Here is a 14,831-nt window from a genome sequence, read left to right as displayed (position 1 = left end):
CTGTACGCACCCTTGCCGCGCAGGCGGCCCCCGCGTACACCGGAGCGCACGGGACAGAGTCCTGACGTTCAACGAGGAACGACGAACGGGGAAGTGATGCGCACCATGAGCAACGCCATCCGGACAGGCAGGGCCCTCACCACACTTGCCGCACTCCTCGCGGGAGCCCTTACGCTCGCCGCGTGCGGAGGCAGCAACGACAAGAAGAACGACAACGGCTCCCAGAGCAGTGCCAGTACGTCCGGCTCCACCCTCACCCTCCCCAAACTGAACGGCACCACGCTTGAGGTGGCCGCCGTCTGGACCGGGCAGGAGCAGAAGAACTTCAAGCAAGTGCTCGCGGAGTTCGAGAAGCGCACCGGCGCGAAGGTCACCTTCGTGCCCGCCCAGGACCCGATCATCAACTTTCTCGGTTCGAAGATCGCGGGCGGTCAGCCGCCGGACATCGCGCTGCTGCCACAGCCCGGCGCGATCAAGCAGGCCGTACAGAAGGGCTGGGCGAAGCCGCTGAACGCGGATGCGATCAAGGAAGTGCAGAAAAACTACTCGCAGGGCTGGCAGGACATCGGAAAGGTGGGCGGCAAGCAGTACGGCGTCTACTACAAGGCCGCCAACAAGTCGCTGATCTGGTACAACGCCACGGTCTTCGAGAACGCGGGCGCCAAGGATCCCAAGACCTGGCAGGACCTGCAGACGACCGCGCAGGCGGTGTACGACTCGGGCGTCACCCCGTTCTCGGTCGGCGGCGCCGACGGCTGGACGCTGACCGACTGGTTCGAGAACGTCTATCTCTCCCAGGCGGGCCCGGAGAAGTACGACCAGCTCGCCCAGCACAAGATCAAGTGGACCGACCCGTCCGTGAAACAGGCGCTGACCACGCTCGCCCAGATCTGGGGCAAGAAGGGGTACATCGCGGGCGACGCGGACGGTGCGCTGCAGACGGAGTTCCCGGCCTCGGTCACCCAGACCTTCACCGGCAGCGACCAGCCGAAGGCGGCGATGGTCTTCGAAGGCGACTTCGTGCAGGTCAACATCGGCGAGACCAAAGCGAAGGTGGGCACCGACGCCAAGGTGTTCCCGTTCCCGGCGGTCGGCTCCGCCGCGCCCGTGGTCTCCGGCGGTGACGCGGCTGTCATCCTGAAGGACTCCAAGGGGGCGCAGGCGCTGGCCACCTTCCTGGCCTCCCCGGACGCGGCGACGATCCAGGCGAAGCTCGGCGGCTATCTCTCGCCGAACAAGAACGTGCCGAACTCGGCGTATCCGAACGATGTGCAGCGCAAGATCGCCCAGTCCCTGATCGCCTCCGGTGACGACTTCCGCTTCGACATGTCCGACCAGGCCCCGCAGGCGTTCGGCGGTACCCCGGGCAAGGGCGAGTGGAAGGACCTGCAGGACTTCCTGAAGAACCCGAAGGACGTCGCGGGCACCCAGGCGCAGCTGGAGAAGGACGCGGCGGCCGCCTACGGCAGCGGAAGCTGACCCGGCGATGGCCGCACCCGCAACCACGGCCCCCGCTCCCCCCGGCCGCCGCAAGAGCGTGACCGGCACCCGCAGGAGCGTGGCGTTCCTCTTTCTCCTCCCCGCCCTGGTGCTGCTCGGCGCGCTGGTGGTCTATCCGATCGGGTACTCGCTGATCCGCAGCTTCTACAACGCCTCCGGCGACGGTTTCGCCGGCTTCGACAACTACAAGGCGATCTTCACGGACGACGGCATCCGTACCGCCCTGAAGAACAACATCATCTGGGTGGTGTTCGCGCCGACGGTCTCCACCGCCCTCGGTCTGATCTTCGCGGTGCTGACCGAACGGATCCGCTGGGGGACGGCGTTCAAGCTGGTCGTCTTCATGCCGATGGCGATCTCGATGCTGGCCGCCGGGATCATCTTCCGGCTCGTCTACGACCAGGACCCGGGCAAGGGCGTCGCCAACGCCGTCTGGGTCGGTATCCACGACACCTTCGCCCAGTCCTCCGCGTTCCCGAACGCCCACCCGGGCCGCGAGTCGCCCCTGAAGCCGGACCAGGGCGGCTTCGTCACCACGGCCGCCGTCCACACCGGGCAGACCGTCACCCTTCCCCTGGTCGGTGTGGCACCCGACCAGATGCCCGGCGGCGCGAGGAAGGCCGTGGCGGCCAAGCCCGACCCCGGGAAGATCACCGGCACCGCCTGGCAGGACTTCACCCGCGGCAAGGGCGTCGGCAGGCTCGGCGCCCCCGATCCGTCCGAGCTCGGCTACGACGGGATGCGCATCGAGGCGGTGAAGAACGGCAAGGTGGTGGCATCGGCCAAGGCCGCCGCCGACGGCACCTTCACCCTCCCCGCCGCGGCCGACGGGGCCCTGCTGCGGCTCCCCGCGAGCAACTTCAAGCAGCCGTACAACGGCATCGACTGGCTCGGCCCGTCCCTGGTCACGCCCGCCATCATCGGGTCGTACATCTGGATGTGGGCGGGTTTCGCGATGGTGCTGATCGCGGCCGGACTGGCAGGCGTGCCCCGCGAGCTCCTCGAGGCGGCGCGGGTCGACGGGGCGACCGAGTGGCAGGTGTTCCGCAAGGTCACCGTGCCGCTGCTTGCGCCGGTCCTCGCGGTGGTCACCGTCACCCTGATGATCAATGTGCTGAAGGTCTTCGACCTCGTGTACATCATCGCGCCGGGCTCCTCGCAGGACGACGCGAACGTGCTCGCCCTGGAGCTGTACCGCAAGGGCTTCTCGGAGGGCCAGCCGGGCATCGCGAGCGCGATCGCGGTGTTCCTGCTGCTGCTCGTGATCCCGGTGATGTGGTTCAACGTCCGCAGACTGCGACGGGAGGAGCGGCGATGAGCACGCACCGCCTGTCCTTCGGCTGGGGGTCCGGGGGTTATCCCCCGGGATGGCGCAGTAACGTCCGCAGACTGCGACGGGAGGAGCGGCGATGAGCTGGCTGCTGGAGAAGATCAACGGCGGTCTGGTCCGCGTCTTCCTGATCGTCGTCGCCCTGTTCTGGCTGGTGCCGACGATCGGACTCCTCGCCTCCTCCCTCCGTTCCCCGGAGGACATGAGCGCGAGCGGCTGGTGGAACGTGTTCGCCAAGCCGTCCCAACTCACCTTCGACAGCTACCAGAACCTTCTGGCGAACAGCGACATCACCCACTCGCTGTGGAACACGGTCCTGATCACCGTCCCGGCGACGGTCCTGGTCGTGATCATCGGCGCGCTGGCCGGTTACGCCTTCGCGTGGATGGAGTTCCCGGGCCGGGACTGGTGGTTCCTGATCGTGGTCAGCCTGCTGGTGGTCCCCGTCCAGGTGGCGCTGATCCCGATCGCCGAACTCTTCGGCAAGATCGGTCTGTTCGGGACGATCCTCGGCGTGGTCCTCTTCCATGTCGGCTTCGGTCTGCCGTTCGCGGTGTTCCTGCTGCGGAACTTCTTCGCGGAGATCCCGCGGGAGTTGCTGGAGGCGGCCCGCCTCGACGGCGCAGGTGAACTGCGGCTCTTCACCAGGGTGGTGATGCCGCTCGGCGGGCCGGCGATCGCGAGCCTGGGCATCTTCCAGTTCCTGTGGGTGTGGAACGACATGCTGGTCGCGCTGGTGTTCACCAAGTCGGGCACCCAGCCGATCACGGTGGCGCTCCAGACCCAGGTACGTCAGTTCGGCAACAACGTCGACGTGCTCGCGCCCGGCGCCTTCATCTCGATGGTGATCCCACTGGCCGTCTTCTTCGCGTTCCAGCGGCAGTTCGTGACCGGGGTGATGGCCGGCGCGGTCAAATAACCGTACGAGACATACCAAAGGAGGGCGAGTCGGTCACCGGGTCGCCCTTCGCCGTTCACGGAAGTTCCCCCACATGACGTAGCGAACCGTAACCAAATCACTCCATTGGCCGTTCCCGGGCAGAACGCCCGCGCCGACCGACCCATGGATGCCCCTTGCCCAGGTTCAGTGTCATTGTCCCCGCGTACAAGGTCCAGGCGTATCTGCCCGAGTGCCTGGACTCGGTGCTCTCGCAGTCGTACCCCGATCTCGAACTGATCGCCGTCGACGACTGCTCGCCGGACGCCTGCGGCACGATCATCGACGAGTACGCGGCCCGCGACGCGCGCGTACGGCCCGTCCATCTGCCGGAGAACCAGGGTCTGGGCGCCGCCCGCAACGCGGGGATGGAGCATGCGCGCGGCGACTACCTGCTCTTCCTGGACGGTGACGACACGCTCACCCCCGACGCGCTGCGGGCGGTCGCCGACCGGATCAAGGAGACCGGCGAGCCGGACGTGCTGGTGTACGACTACGCGCGGACCTTCTGGACGGGCCGGGCGGAGCGCAACAAGGCCGCCTCGCAGCTGACCGAGCAGGGCCCCGCACCCTTCCGGCTCGAGGACCGGCCGGGTCTTCTCCGCGTCCTCATGGTGGCCTGGAACAAGGCGTACCGGCGGGAGTTCGTGGAGGAGCACGCCTTCGCCTTCCCGCCCGGCTACTACGAGGACACCCCCTGGACCTACCCGGTCCTGATGACCGCCGGGTCCCTCGCGACCCTGGACCGGGTCTGTGTGCACTACCGGCAGCGACGGCAGGGCAGCATCCTCGGCACCACCAGCCGCGGTCACTTCGACATCTTCGAACAGTACGACCGGGTCTTCGCGTTCATCGAGGAGCGCCCCGAACTGGCCCACTGGCGGCCCGTGCTGTTCCGGCGGATGATCGACCACTTCTCGACCGTGTTCACCAGGCGGGAGCGGCTGCCCCGCGGCACCCGGGCCGAGTTCCTGCGCAGGGCCCGCGCCCACTGCCGCCGTTACCGGGCCAAGGGCGCGCCCGTCCCGTTGCCCACCCGGCTCCGCCACGGCCTCGTCCACTACGGTCTGCACCGCACCTACCGCGCTCTCCAGCTGGCGCAGTACGCCGGCCGCCGCACGGCCAAGGCCGCCGTCAAGTCCGCCCGCGGCCTGCGCTCGGCCCTCCTCCAGCTGCACTACCGCGTCCAGCTGCGGCTGCCGCTGCGCGCCGACCGCGCGGTCTTCGCCGCCTACTGGAACCGCGGCCACGGCTGCAACCCGGGCGCCCTGGAGGCGGCGTTCCGCAGCCACGCCCCGCACATCCGCACCGCCTGGATCGCCCGCCCCGAATACCAGCACACCGTCCCGCCGGGCCCGCGCCGGCTGCGTCCGGGCACCTTCGGCTACTGGACCGCGCTGGCCCGCTCCAAGTACCTGGTCAACAACGTCAACTTCGACCGGCGGCTGCGCAAGCGCCCCGGCCAGGTCTTCGTGCAGACCCAGCACGGCACCCCGCTCAAGCACATGGGCCTCGACCTCCAGGAACACCCGGCGGCCGCCGCCGACACGGACTTCGACGAACTCCTGCGGGGCGTCGACAAGTGGGACTACGTCCTGTCCGCCAACCGCCACACCACCCTGACCTGGGAACGCGTCTACCCGGGCGGCTACACCACCCTCGAATACGGCTATCCGCGCAACGACGTCTTCCAGCAGGCCACCTCGGCCGACGTGACCCGGATCCGTGAGTCGCTCGGCGTCCCCGAGGGCACGGTCGCGCTGCTGTACGCGCCCACCCACCGCGACTACCGGCGCACCCAGCGCCCCGCGCTCGACCTGGACCGGATCGTGCACCGGCTCGGCCCGCGCTTCGTGATCCTGGCCCGCGCCCACTACTGGCACGGCGGCCCGCTCGCGGCCGGAGGGCGGGTGATCGACGTCAGCGACCACCCGAGCGTGGAGTCCCTCTGCCTCGCCTCGGACGCGCTGATCACCGACTACTCGTCGATCATGTTCGACTACGCCAACCTGGACCGCCCGATCGTCGTGCACACCGAGGACTGGGACGCCTACCACGCGGCCCGCGGCACCTACTTCGACCTGCGCTCGGCCCCACCCGGCGCGGTCGCCCGCACCGAGGACGAGCTGATCGACATCTTCGCCAGCGGCCACTGGCGCGGCTCCCGTTCCGCGCAGCTGCGCGCCGCGTTCCGCGAGCGGTTCTGCCGGCACGACGACGGACGCGCCGCCGAGCGGGTCGTACGGCATGTGGTGCTCGGCGAGACGGCCGGGCTGCCGGAGTTCATCCCGCTGGACGCGCGGCATCCCGTGCCGTCGGCGGCTTCAGGGCTCGCCCACTCCCCGCTGGCCACCGTTCCGCAACCTTCTGGTCATCTGCCCGTCACCTAGAGCCGCTGAACGCCGTTTGCCTTTCAGGGAGTTCTTTCATGCCCCCGAACACCTCGCGGCCCACTCCGTCGCGGCCGTCCCCCTGGCGACCCACGGGGAGGCCGGGTCGCATGGACACCTGAGAAAGAGCAGCATGCCCCGCTTCAGCATCATCGTCCCGTCCCACGGGGTCGCCGGCCGGCTGTCCCAGGCGCTGGACTCGGTCCTCGCCCAGTCCTTCGGCGACCTGGAGCTGATCCCGGTCTGCGACGCGCCGGACACCCCGGCCGCCGCGGTCGCCGACGGATACGCCGAGCGGGACTCCCGGGTGGCCCCGGTGCACTCACCGCCGTCCGCCGGGCTCAGCGGGGCCCGCAACACCGGGATGCGGGCGGCGAACGGCACGTATCTGCTGTTCCTCGACGGCGACGACGTACTGGTCCCGGGCGCGCTGGCGCTCCTCGACGCACGGCTGGCCGGGACCGGTGACGTGGACGTGCTGTACTTCGAGCACGAGCGGACGCCCTGGTGGGAGGGCGAGCCGGCCAACCCGGCGGCGCCGCTGCTGGCGGTCGCCCCGCAGGGCGCCTTCCCCCCGGACGAGGCACCCGCGCTGACCGGAGTGACGCTGCCGGCGTGGAGCGCGGCCTACCACCGCACCTTCCTCGCCGACCGCCGGCTGCGGTTCCCCGACGGTCACTTCACGGACCTCGGCTGGGCCGGCCTGACCGGCATCGCCGCCGACCGCGTCGCGGTGCTGCGTTCGGTGGTCGTACGGCACCGGCTGCGCCGGCAGGGCAGCCGGCTGAACCTGCCGGGCCCGCATCAGGGGGACCTCCTCGACCAGGTGGAGCTGGTGCTGGCGCGGTCGTTGGCGGCGGGGCTCCCGGGCGAGCGGGCGCGGCCGCTGTTCGAGCAGGTCTTCGAGGCCGTACTGAGGACGGCCGCACGCCCGCAGCGGCTGCCGTCCGGACACCGGGCCTTCTTCCGGCGGGCGGGGTGGCTGCACCGTACGTACCGCCCGGCCGGGTTCCGGATGCCGGGCGGGAGTCTCGGGGTGCAGCACCGGCTCCTCGCAGCGGGCGCGTACACCGCGTTCCGGGCGCTGCGCGGGACCAACCGCGCGGCGGTCGGGGCGGCCGAGCGGCTGCCCCGACCGCGTCTGCCGCTCACCCGGCTGCGTTACGCCCTCGACCTGCGCCGCCCGCTCGACCAGAACCTCGCCGTGTACTGCGCCTACTGGGGGCGCGGTTACGCCTGCAACCCGGCCGCCATCCACGCCGCGGCCCGCCAACTCGCCCCGTGGCTGCGCTCGGTGTTCCTGGTCGAGGCCGGTCAGGAACACACCGTGCCGAAGGACGTCGAGTACGCGGTGATTGGCAGCCGCCGCTACTGGCAGGTGCTGGCCCGCGCCAAGTACCTGGTCAACAACGCCAACTTCGCCGAGGGAGTCGTCAAGCGGCCCGGCAGCGTGCATCTCCAGACGCAGCACGGCACCCCGCTGAAGAAGATGGGCGTCGACCAGGCGGCGTACCCGGTGGTCGCCGCCCGGACCGGCAGCTTCACCAAGCTGCTCGGCCGCGTCGACCGCTGGGACTTCAACCTCTCCGCCAACCGCCACTCCACCCAGACCTGGGAGCGCGCCTTCCCGGGCTCGTACGAGGCGCTGGAGTACGGCTATCCGCGCAACGACGTCTACTACACGGCGTCCGCCCACGACGTGATCCGGGTCCGCCGCAGGCTGGGTGTCCCGGACGGCAGGACGGCCGTGCTGTACGCCCCCACCCACCGCGACCACCGCACCGGCTTCGAGCCCGGCCTCGACCTGGAGGCGTTCTGTGAGGCGGCCGGAGAGGACGTCGTCGTCCTCCTGCGCGCGCACTACTTCTACGACCGGGGGGCCTGCCAGGGCACCGGCCGGATCATCGACGTCACCGCGCACCGCTCCGCCGAGGACGTGTGTCTCGCGGCGGACGCGCTGATCACCGACTACTCCTCCATCATGTTCGACTACGCCAACCTGGACCGGCCGATCGTCGTCTACGCCGACGACTGGGAGGTCTACCGGCAGACCCGGGGCGTCTACTTCGACCTGATGGCCGAGCCCCCGGGCCCGGTCGCCCACACCCCGGAGGAACTGGCCCGGATCTTCCGCGAGGGTTCCTACCGGGGCCCGGAGTCCAAGCGGCTGCGGGCCGAGTTCCGGGCCCGTTTCTGCCAGTTCGACGACGGTCTGGCCGCCGAACGGGTCGTACGACGGGTGTTCCTCGGTCAGTCGCCGGACGCGCTCCCGCCGCTGATCCCCCTCGCGGAACGCCTGCCCGCCCCGGCCGCCGCGTCACTCGTGACTCCGTGACTCCGTGACTCCGTGACTCAGTGAGGAGCTGACCCGTGCCCCGATTCAGTCTGATCGTGCCCTGTTTCAAAGTGCAGGGCTTTCTGCGCGAGTGCCTCGACTCGGTCCTGGAGCAGTCCTTCCACGACATCGAGGTGATCGCCGTCGACGACCGCTCCCCGGACGGTTCCGGCGCCATCCTCGACGAGTACGCGGCCCGCGACCCGCGCCTACGCGTCCTGCACCTGCCCGAGAACGTCGGCCTCGGCCGCGCCCGCAACGCCGGACTCCCCCACGCCACCGGCGACTTCCTCCTCTTCCTCGACAGCGACGACACCCTCACCCCGGGCGCGCTGAGCGCGATCGCCGACCGGCTGACCGAGACCGGCGACCCGGACGTGCTGGTCTTCGACTACGCCCGCACCTACTGGTGGGGCGGGACACGGCGCAACGCCCTCGCCGAGGTCCTCAGCGCGAGGTCGGACGTGTTCACGGCGGCCGAACACCCCGAGATCCTTGACCTGTTGATGGTGGTGTGGAACAAGGTCTACCGGCGTGACTTCGTCGAGGAGAACGGCTTCCGGTTCCCGCCGGGCTACTACGAGGACACCCCCTGGACCTTCCCGGTCCTGCTCGGCGCCGGCCGGATCGCCACCCTCGACCGGATCTGCCTGAACTACCGCCAGCGCCGGCAGGGCAACATCCTCTCCACCACCAGCCGCAAGCACTTCGACATCCACGACCAGTACAAGAGGGTGTTCGCTTACGTCGACTCGCGCCCGGATCTGGCGAGTTGGCGGCCGTATCTGCACCGGAGGATGGGCGAGCACTGCCTGGACATCCTCGCCAAGCCGGACCGGCTGCCGCCCGCCGCCAAGGGTGAGTTCTTCCGGCGCACGGCGGAGCTGTACCGGGCGTACCGGCCCGAGGGTGCCGACCTCGGGCTGCTGGGCGGCTCCTACGCGTCGTACCGGCTGCGGCAGCAGGCCGCGCGGATCGGCCGGGAGGGGGGGCGGCAGGCGCTGCGGGTGCGGCGGGCGGCGGGCGCCCGGGCCCGGCGCGCGCTGACCGGGCTGAGCGGCCACCGCGCGCCGGACGAGCAGTTGGTCCTGTACTCGGCGTCCGCGCACCAGGGCCTGCTGGGCGACCCGGCGGCCGTCTACCGCAAGGCCCGGGAGATCGCGCCGGGGCTGCGGGGCGTCTGGGTGGTGAAGGACGAGGAGGTGGCGGCGGGGCTGCCCGCCGATGTGGAGCATGTGCTGCTGGACTCCCCGGAGTACCGGCGGCTCACCGCCCGCGCGAAGTTCTTCGTGAACGACGTCAACTGGCCGGGCACGCTGGTGAAGCGGCCCGGCAGCGTGCACATCCACACTCACCAGGGCACCCCGCTCAAGTACCTGGGCGCCGACCTGCTGGGCAAGCCCGGCGCCCGGCTCGGCCTCGACGTACCGCAGATGCTGCGCCGGGCCGACCGCTGGGACCACAGCCTGGTCGCCAACCGCCACTCCGAACTGGTGTGGGAGCGGGCCTACCCCTGCCACTTCGCGTCGGCCCGCACGGGCAGCCCGCGCAACGACGTGCTGGTCGAGGGCGGTCACACGGACTTCCGGGCCCGGTACGGCATTCCGGCCGACCACACGGTCGTGCTCTACGCCCCGACCCGCCGGGACTACGTCCGGGGCGGTCATGTCGACCGGATCGACCTGGCCCGGTTCGCCGCCGACCTCGGTGAGGGGCACACCCTGGTGGTCCGGCTGCATCCGACGCTGGCGACCGGTCCGGCGCGCGGGATGGGCCTGGCCGAGCTGCACCGGCGCGGGATCGTGGTCGACGCGACCGGCGAACCGCACGCAGAGCAGGTGCTGCTGGCGGCGGACGCGCTGGTGACCGACTACTCATCGGTCATGTTCGACTACGCCAACCTGGACCGCCCGATCGTCGTGCACGCCGACGACTGGGCCGCGTACACCGCGAGCCGGGGCGCCTATCTCGACATCACCGCCGAGGCACCGGGCCATGTGTCGTACTCCTACCGGGAGTTGGCGTGGCTGTTCGCCTCGGGCGGCTGGCAGGACGAGGAGTCGGCGCGGCTGCGGGCCGACTTCCGGTCCCGTTTCTGCGAGTTCGACGACGGAAGGGCCGCCGAACGGGTCGTACGGACGCTGCTGCTCGGCGAGTCGATGCCGGTTGCCGGTGCGCGGGTGCCGGAACCTGCCGCGGGTCACGACCTGCTGGCGTCGACATGAGACCGCGCACCTGGGTGCTGGTCCTGGCCGCCGTGTTCGCGGTGCTGCAACTCGCCAACGTCACCGGCCGGGACACCCCCGACTCCAAGAACTACGTGTCCTACGCGCTGACCCTGGGCGGGGCGGATCAACGGCAGGCGGCGGGCAGGACGGTCGACTGGGCGTGCGCCGGCAAGGCGTCGGCGGCGGAGCGCGCGCAGAGCGTGAACGTGGTGCACTTCCACGCGCCGAGCCCGGCGGGGCGGGTCTTCGCGGAGTGCCGGGAGGATGAACTGCGGCGGGTGGAGCGCCGGCTGGCGGCCGGGCAGACGGACGGGCACGTCGTGCCCTTCGTGGCCCCCCGACTGCGGGCGATCTTCGAGGTACGCCCCGGCTATCCGGTGTTCCTGCTGCCGTTCGTCACCGTGTTCGGGGTGACCTGGGGGGTCTGGCTGGCGAGCGTGCTGGTCACGGTCGCGGGCGGGGCGCTGGCCTTCCTGGTCCTGCGGACGCTGTCGGTACCGGTGCCGCTCGCGCTGACCGGGCAGGCCCTGTACTACGTCCTGCCGGTGGGCACGACCGCGATGCGGCCGATGACCGAGGGCCTGATGCTGGCGCTGACCCTGACGGCGGTGTGGGGCTGTGCGCTGGCCCTCACCCGGCGGGCGCGGGCGGGAACGGCGCTGGTGGCGGGCGCGCTGCTCACGCTGTTCGCCGTGAAGCACTCACAGGCGCTGTTCCTGGGGGTGTGCCTGGCCGGGGCGGGCGCCGCGATCGCCGTGTGGCGGCGACGGCACGGCCGGGCGGCCGGGCGCGGGGTGGTGGCGATCACGGCGGCGGGCTGCGTGGCGGTCGCCGGCACCCTTCTCCTGGCCCGGCTGCTGCGCTATCCCTCCGAGGCGGAGAGCATGCAGGACCTGCTGACCAACCACTACACCCACCCGGACCGGGTCCGTCCCTGGCTGGAGTTCCTCCATCTGGAGTGGAACTTCTGGGTGGAGTGGCTGCGCCGGCAGCTGCTGGCTCCGTTGTTCCCGGCGGCGCTGGCGGCCGGGGTGTGGGGAGCGCGTCGGCGCCCGGCCTTCGGGGTCTTCCTGCTGGCGGCCGCGTCCACCGGGTTCCTGACCCAGGCCGGGCATCCGGACATCAACATCTGGGGCGACCGGCTGATCGTGCTGGCCTGGCTGCTGCCGGTGGTGGGGCTGCCGTTGCTGTTGGAGCCGCTGGTGCGCCGGGTGGTTCCCGTTCCCGTGCAGGGGTCACTCGACGAGGTGAGCGGCGGGGACCTGCCGGAGACTCACTCGATGAGGTGACGGGCGGCAGAGCCGCCGGGACACCAGCAAGACGCGCGGGAACACTCGGCAGATGGTCCACCCTGTCCGTTCTCTCCGGTGAGCACCGGCGCCCTGGTCCGGCGCGCCGCGCGCGGCTCCACCGCCCTGCACGGCGGCCGCGACCGGAGACTCACCCCCTACCAGGTCTTCGGCCTGCTGTTCTGGCTGCTGATGACCCTGGCGTACTGGCGGGTGCCGCCGTGCTGCGAGGCCGCGCAGCACGCGGCGGCGGTGGAACGGCTAAGGGCGGCCCTGGCGGACGTCACCGCGTCGCCGTACGTGCTCGCCCAGGACACGCTGGCACGGCTGACCGGGCTCGGCGGGTGGCAGCTGCTGCGGGTGTGCGGCCCGCTGAACCTGCTGGTGCTGCTGACCGGCCTGGGCCGGCTGGTCCGCGCACTCACCCCGCGTCCCTGGGCGCCGGTACTGGCGCTTGCCTTCATGTCCGTGCTGTGGGGCACTCGACCGGGCTGGGGCAGCGGCTCGCTGGCCCTGTTGCCCCTGACCGGCAGCCTCGGCTACCCGTCCGCGTTCGCCCTCGGCCTCACCCTCTGGGCCTGGGCCCTGACCGGCACCCGCGCCCGCGATCTGCGCCGGGTGCGCTATGTCGGTCCGAGCGGCCTGCGCAGCCTCTCCGGATACGCGGCGCTCGGGGTGCTGTACGGGGTGGTGGCGCTGGTCGACCCGGTGATCGGCGTGGCGGCGGCGGCCGGGGCGGTGGCATTCGTGGCGGGGTGGCAGCGGGTGTGGCGGGGCGCGGTGTGGGGGCGGTGGGGGCTGATGTGCGCGGTGGCGACCGGGTTGATCGTCTTCGGGACGCACGCGCGGGTGCTGCCCCAGGGGTACGGGGTGTACGGGACGTACGGGGTCCACGACGGGGTGGTCGGGCGGTGTTGGCTGGCGCTGCTCGGGGTGCCGGCGCTGTGGCTGCGGGCGCGGCAGGCGTCCGGGCAGGCGACTCGGGTCACGGGTCGGGGCATGGCTTGGGCCGCGGGTCGGGCCGAGGGGTGGCGCGACCCGCTCGTGCTGCTGTTCGTCCTGGAGTCCCTGCTGGCGGGATACGGCGGCCGCCACGGCTTCGGCGAACTGCTCGGTCCTGCCCTCCTGGCACCGCAGTGCGCGCTCGCGGTGGAGCTGGCGGCGGAGCGGCCCTGGCCGGGCCGGCGGCGGGCGCTCGGCTGGGCCGCGGCCGGCGGGGCCTGCCTGGGCTTTCTGGCCGCGCAGGCCGGAGCGGTGGTACCGCGTTCACTGGATCCGGTCGGCTTCGTCCAGCCGCCGCGCTGGCCGTCGTACGACTGGGCGGCCCGGCACATCGGCCCCGGGGAACCGGTGATCACGGACGCCTACTACGCCGTCCGCCTGCTCCCCGGATACGGCATCGAACTGGCCGACGCCCACGACCACCGCCCCCGGGTGCGCTGGCTGCTGCTGACCCGGTGGGAGCGACTGCCCGGAGACGCGGTGGCCGTGGACTGGAGCCGGCGGACCGGGGAGGTGCTCGCGCGGCTCACCCGGACCAGGGACGTACCGGTGGCCACTCGGCCACCTGCTCGGCTGACTACTCGACGATGAGCTCGACCGGGATGTTGCCCCGGGTGGCCTTGGAGTAGGGGCAGTAGTCGTGAGCCTGGTGGACGAGCTTCTCGCCGGTCTCGTTGGAGAGCTCCTCGGGCAGCTCGACGCGCAGGGTGACCTTGAGCGCGAAGCCGCCGTCGGACTCGTCCTTGCCGATGCCGACCTCGGCGGTGACGGAGATCTCGCCGGTGTCGACCTTGGCCTGGCGGCCGATGGCGCCCAGGGCGCTGGCGAAACAGGCGGCGTAACCGGCGGCGAAGAGCTGCTCGGGGTTGGTGCCCTGGCCGTTGCCGCCGAGCGCGGGCGGGAACGCGAGCGCGAGGTCCAGCTGCCCGTCCGAGCTGACCGCCCGTCCCTCCCGGCCGGTGGCGGTGGCGGCTGCGGTGTAGATCGCGTCCATGGAAGACCATCCCTCTCGAAGTTCGGTGTTCCGGCGGCTTCCGTTCCACCGCCCTCACGACGCCAAGTAGAGCACACAATTAAATTGCGCACAACTAAATGACTCACAAGAGGTACGATCGAGCCATGACCGCGACGACCCCGACCCCCGCCCCCGAGGCAGAGTGGCTGCGCCTGGACCGCCAGATCTGCTTCTCCCTGCATGCCGCGTCCCGCGCCTTCAACAGCGTCTACCGCGTGATCCTCAAGGACCTCGGGCTCACCTACCCGCAGTACCTCGTGATGCTGGTGCTGTGGGAACAGGGCGACCTGCCGGTCAAGAAGCTCGGCGAACACCTGCGCCTGGACTCCGGCACGCTGTCGCCCCTGCTCAAGCGGCTGGAGGCGGCAGGCCTCGTCCACCGGGAGCGCAGCGCCCGCGACGAGCGCTCGGTGGAGGTACGGCTGACGGAGCAGGGCGCCGAGCTGCGGGAGCGGGCGTTCGAGGTACCGCGACGGATCATGGCCGCGACGGGCTTCGACGTCGATGAGATCCGGAACCTGAAGGCCCGGCTGGACCAGCTGACGGGGGCGTTGGACGCGGCGACTGCGGGTTCGGCGGCTGCGGGTTCGGCTGCGGCTGCGGATTCGGCGACTGCGGCTGCGGCGACTGCGGCTGCGGATTCGGCGGCTTTGGAGAAAGAGGCGCGCTGAAGCGCCCTGTCAGGGGCGTGGGGCCGTATCGGTATGCGGCTAGTGCTCTGACCGCATACCTTCGCCGGGTTGGGCGGGTGTGGGGCCATTAATGCCAGCGACCTGGCCGAGGCATCCGCCTATGCTCGGCTCGT

General features: G+C 71.2%; 10 protein-coding genes. 9 read left to right on the top strand and 1 reads right to left on the bottom strand.

The genetic code is table 11. The features are described 5' to 3' along the window. Window positions 1–96: 96 nt before the first annotated feature. From ACZ7OO_RS31000 to ACZ7OO_RS30965, 8 genes are all read left to right on the top strand, one after another. Window positions 97–1,479, top strand: a complete 1,383-nt coding sequence (locus tag ACZ7OO_RS31000) for an ABC transporter substrate-binding protein (protein WP_471509802.1) — start codon at window positions 97–99, stop codon at window positions 1,477–1,479. A gap of 7 nt (window positions 1,480–1,486) precedes the next feature. Continuing rightward, window positions 1,487–2,818 (top strand): carbohydrate ABC transporter permease, encoded by a 1,332-nt coding sequence (locus tag ACZ7OO_RS30995; protein WP_471509800.1) that lies wholly within the window; start codon window positions 1,487–1,489, stop codon window positions 2,816–2,818. A 91-nt stretch (window positions 2,819–2,909) separates the two neighbouring features. After that, the gene (locus ACZ7OO_RS30990; protein WP_471509798.1) at window positions 2,910–3,749 is read left to right on the top strand and encodes a carbohydrate ABC transporter permease; all 840 of its coding nucleotides are present in this window, start codon (window positions 2,910–2,912) and stop codon (window positions 3,747–3,749) included. A 155-nt stretch (window positions 3,750–3,904) separates the two neighbouring features. Continuing rightward, the gene (locus ACZ7OO_RS30985) at window positions 3,905–6,157 is read left to right on the top strand and encodes a bifunctional glycosyltransferase/CDP-glycerol:glycerophosphate glycerophosphotransferase (protein ID WP_471509796.1); all 2,253 of its coding nucleotides are present in this window, start codon (window positions 3,905–3,907) and stop codon (window positions 6,155–6,157) included. 133 nt (window positions 6,158–6,290) lie between these two features. Further along, entirely contained in the window at window positions 6,291–8,492 is a 2,202-nt protein-coding gene (locus ACZ7OO_RS30980; protein ID WP_471509794.1) for a bifunctional glycosyltransferase/CDP-glycerol:glycerophosphate glycerophosphotransferase, read from the top strand. 35 nt (window positions 8,493–8,527) lie between these two features. Beyond that, a complete protein-coding gene (locus ACZ7OO_RS30975; protein WP_471509792.1) occupies window positions 8,528–10,717 on the top strand; it encodes a bifunctional glycosyltransferase/CDP-glycerol:glycerophosphate glycerophosphotransferase in 2,190 nt (729 codons plus the stop codon). Beyond that, window positions 10,714–12,009, top strand: coding sequence for a hypothetical protein (locus tag ACZ7OO_RS30970; protein ID WP_471509790.1), 1,296 nt, complete (start codon window positions 10,714–10,716; stop codon window positions 12,007–12,009). Before ACZ7OO_RS30975 ends, ACZ7OO_RS30970 begins: the two co-directional genes overlap by 4 nt. A gap of 78 nt (window positions 12,010–12,087) precedes the next feature. Beyond that, window positions 12,088–13,602, top strand: coding sequence for a hypothetical protein (locus ACZ7OO_RS30965; RefSeq protein WP_471509788.1), 1,515 nt, complete (start codon window positions 12,088–12,090; stop codon window positions 13,600–13,602). Here ACZ7OO_RS30965 and ACZ7OO_RS30960 read toward each other — a convergent pair. Then, window positions 13,589–14,005, bottom strand: coding sequence for an organic hydroperoxide resistance protein (locus ACZ7OO_RS30960; RefSeq protein WP_471509786.1), 417 nt, complete (start codon window positions 14,003–14,005; stop codon window positions 13,589–13,591). The genes ACZ7OO_RS30965 and ACZ7OO_RS30960 overlap by 14 nt on opposite strands. Window positions 14,006–14,130: 125 nt before the next feature. Between ACZ7OO_RS30960 and ACZ7OO_RS30955 the strand changes: the two genes are divergently transcribed. Continuing rightward, window positions 14,131–14,697 (top strand): MarR family winged helix-turn-helix transcriptional regulator, encoded by a 567-nt coding sequence (locus ACZ7OO_RS30955; protein WP_471509784.1) that lies wholly within the window; start codon window positions 14,131–14,133, stop codon window positions 14,695–14,697. The last annotated feature ends 134 nt before the right edge of the window (window positions 14,698–14,831 follow it).

The organism is Streptomyces sp. NPDC111744, from assembly GCF_055634995.1.
The sequence above is the reverse complement of the archived record's forward strand: the minus strand, read 5'-3'. Positions and strand labels throughout refer to the sequence as shown.

Bases quoted from the DNA above. Each gene is read 5' to 3' on its own strand.
- ACZ7OO_RS31000 (WP_471509802.1), top strand. From the start codon at position 97: ATGCGCACCATGAGCAACGCCATCCGGACAGGCAGGGCCCTCACCACA.
- ACZ7OO_RS30995 (WP_471509800.1), top strand. From the start codon at position 1,487: ATGGCCGCACCCGCAACCACGGCCCCCGCTCCCCCCGGCCGCCGCAAG.
- ACZ7OO_RS30990 (WP_471509798.1), top strand. From the start codon at position 2,910: ATGAGCTGGCTGCTGGAGAAGATCAACGGCGGTCTGGTCCGCGTCTTC.
- ACZ7OO_RS30980 (WP_471509794.1), top strand. From the start codon at position 6,291: ATGCCCCGCTTCAGCATCATCGTCCCGTCCCACGGGGTCGCCGGCCGG.
- ACZ7OO_RS30970 (WP_471509790.1), top strand. From the start codon at position 10,714: ATGAGACCGCGCACCTGGGTGCTGGTCCTGGCCGCCGTGTTCGCGGTG.
- ACZ7OO_RS30960 (WP_471509786.1), bottom strand. From the start codon at position 14,005: ATGGACGCGATCTACACCGCAGCCGCCACCGCCACCGGCCGGGAGGGA.
- ACZ7OO_RS30955 (WP_471509784.1), top strand. From the start codon at position 14,131: ATGACCGCGACGACCCCGACCCCCGCCCCCGAGGCAGAGTGGCTGCGC.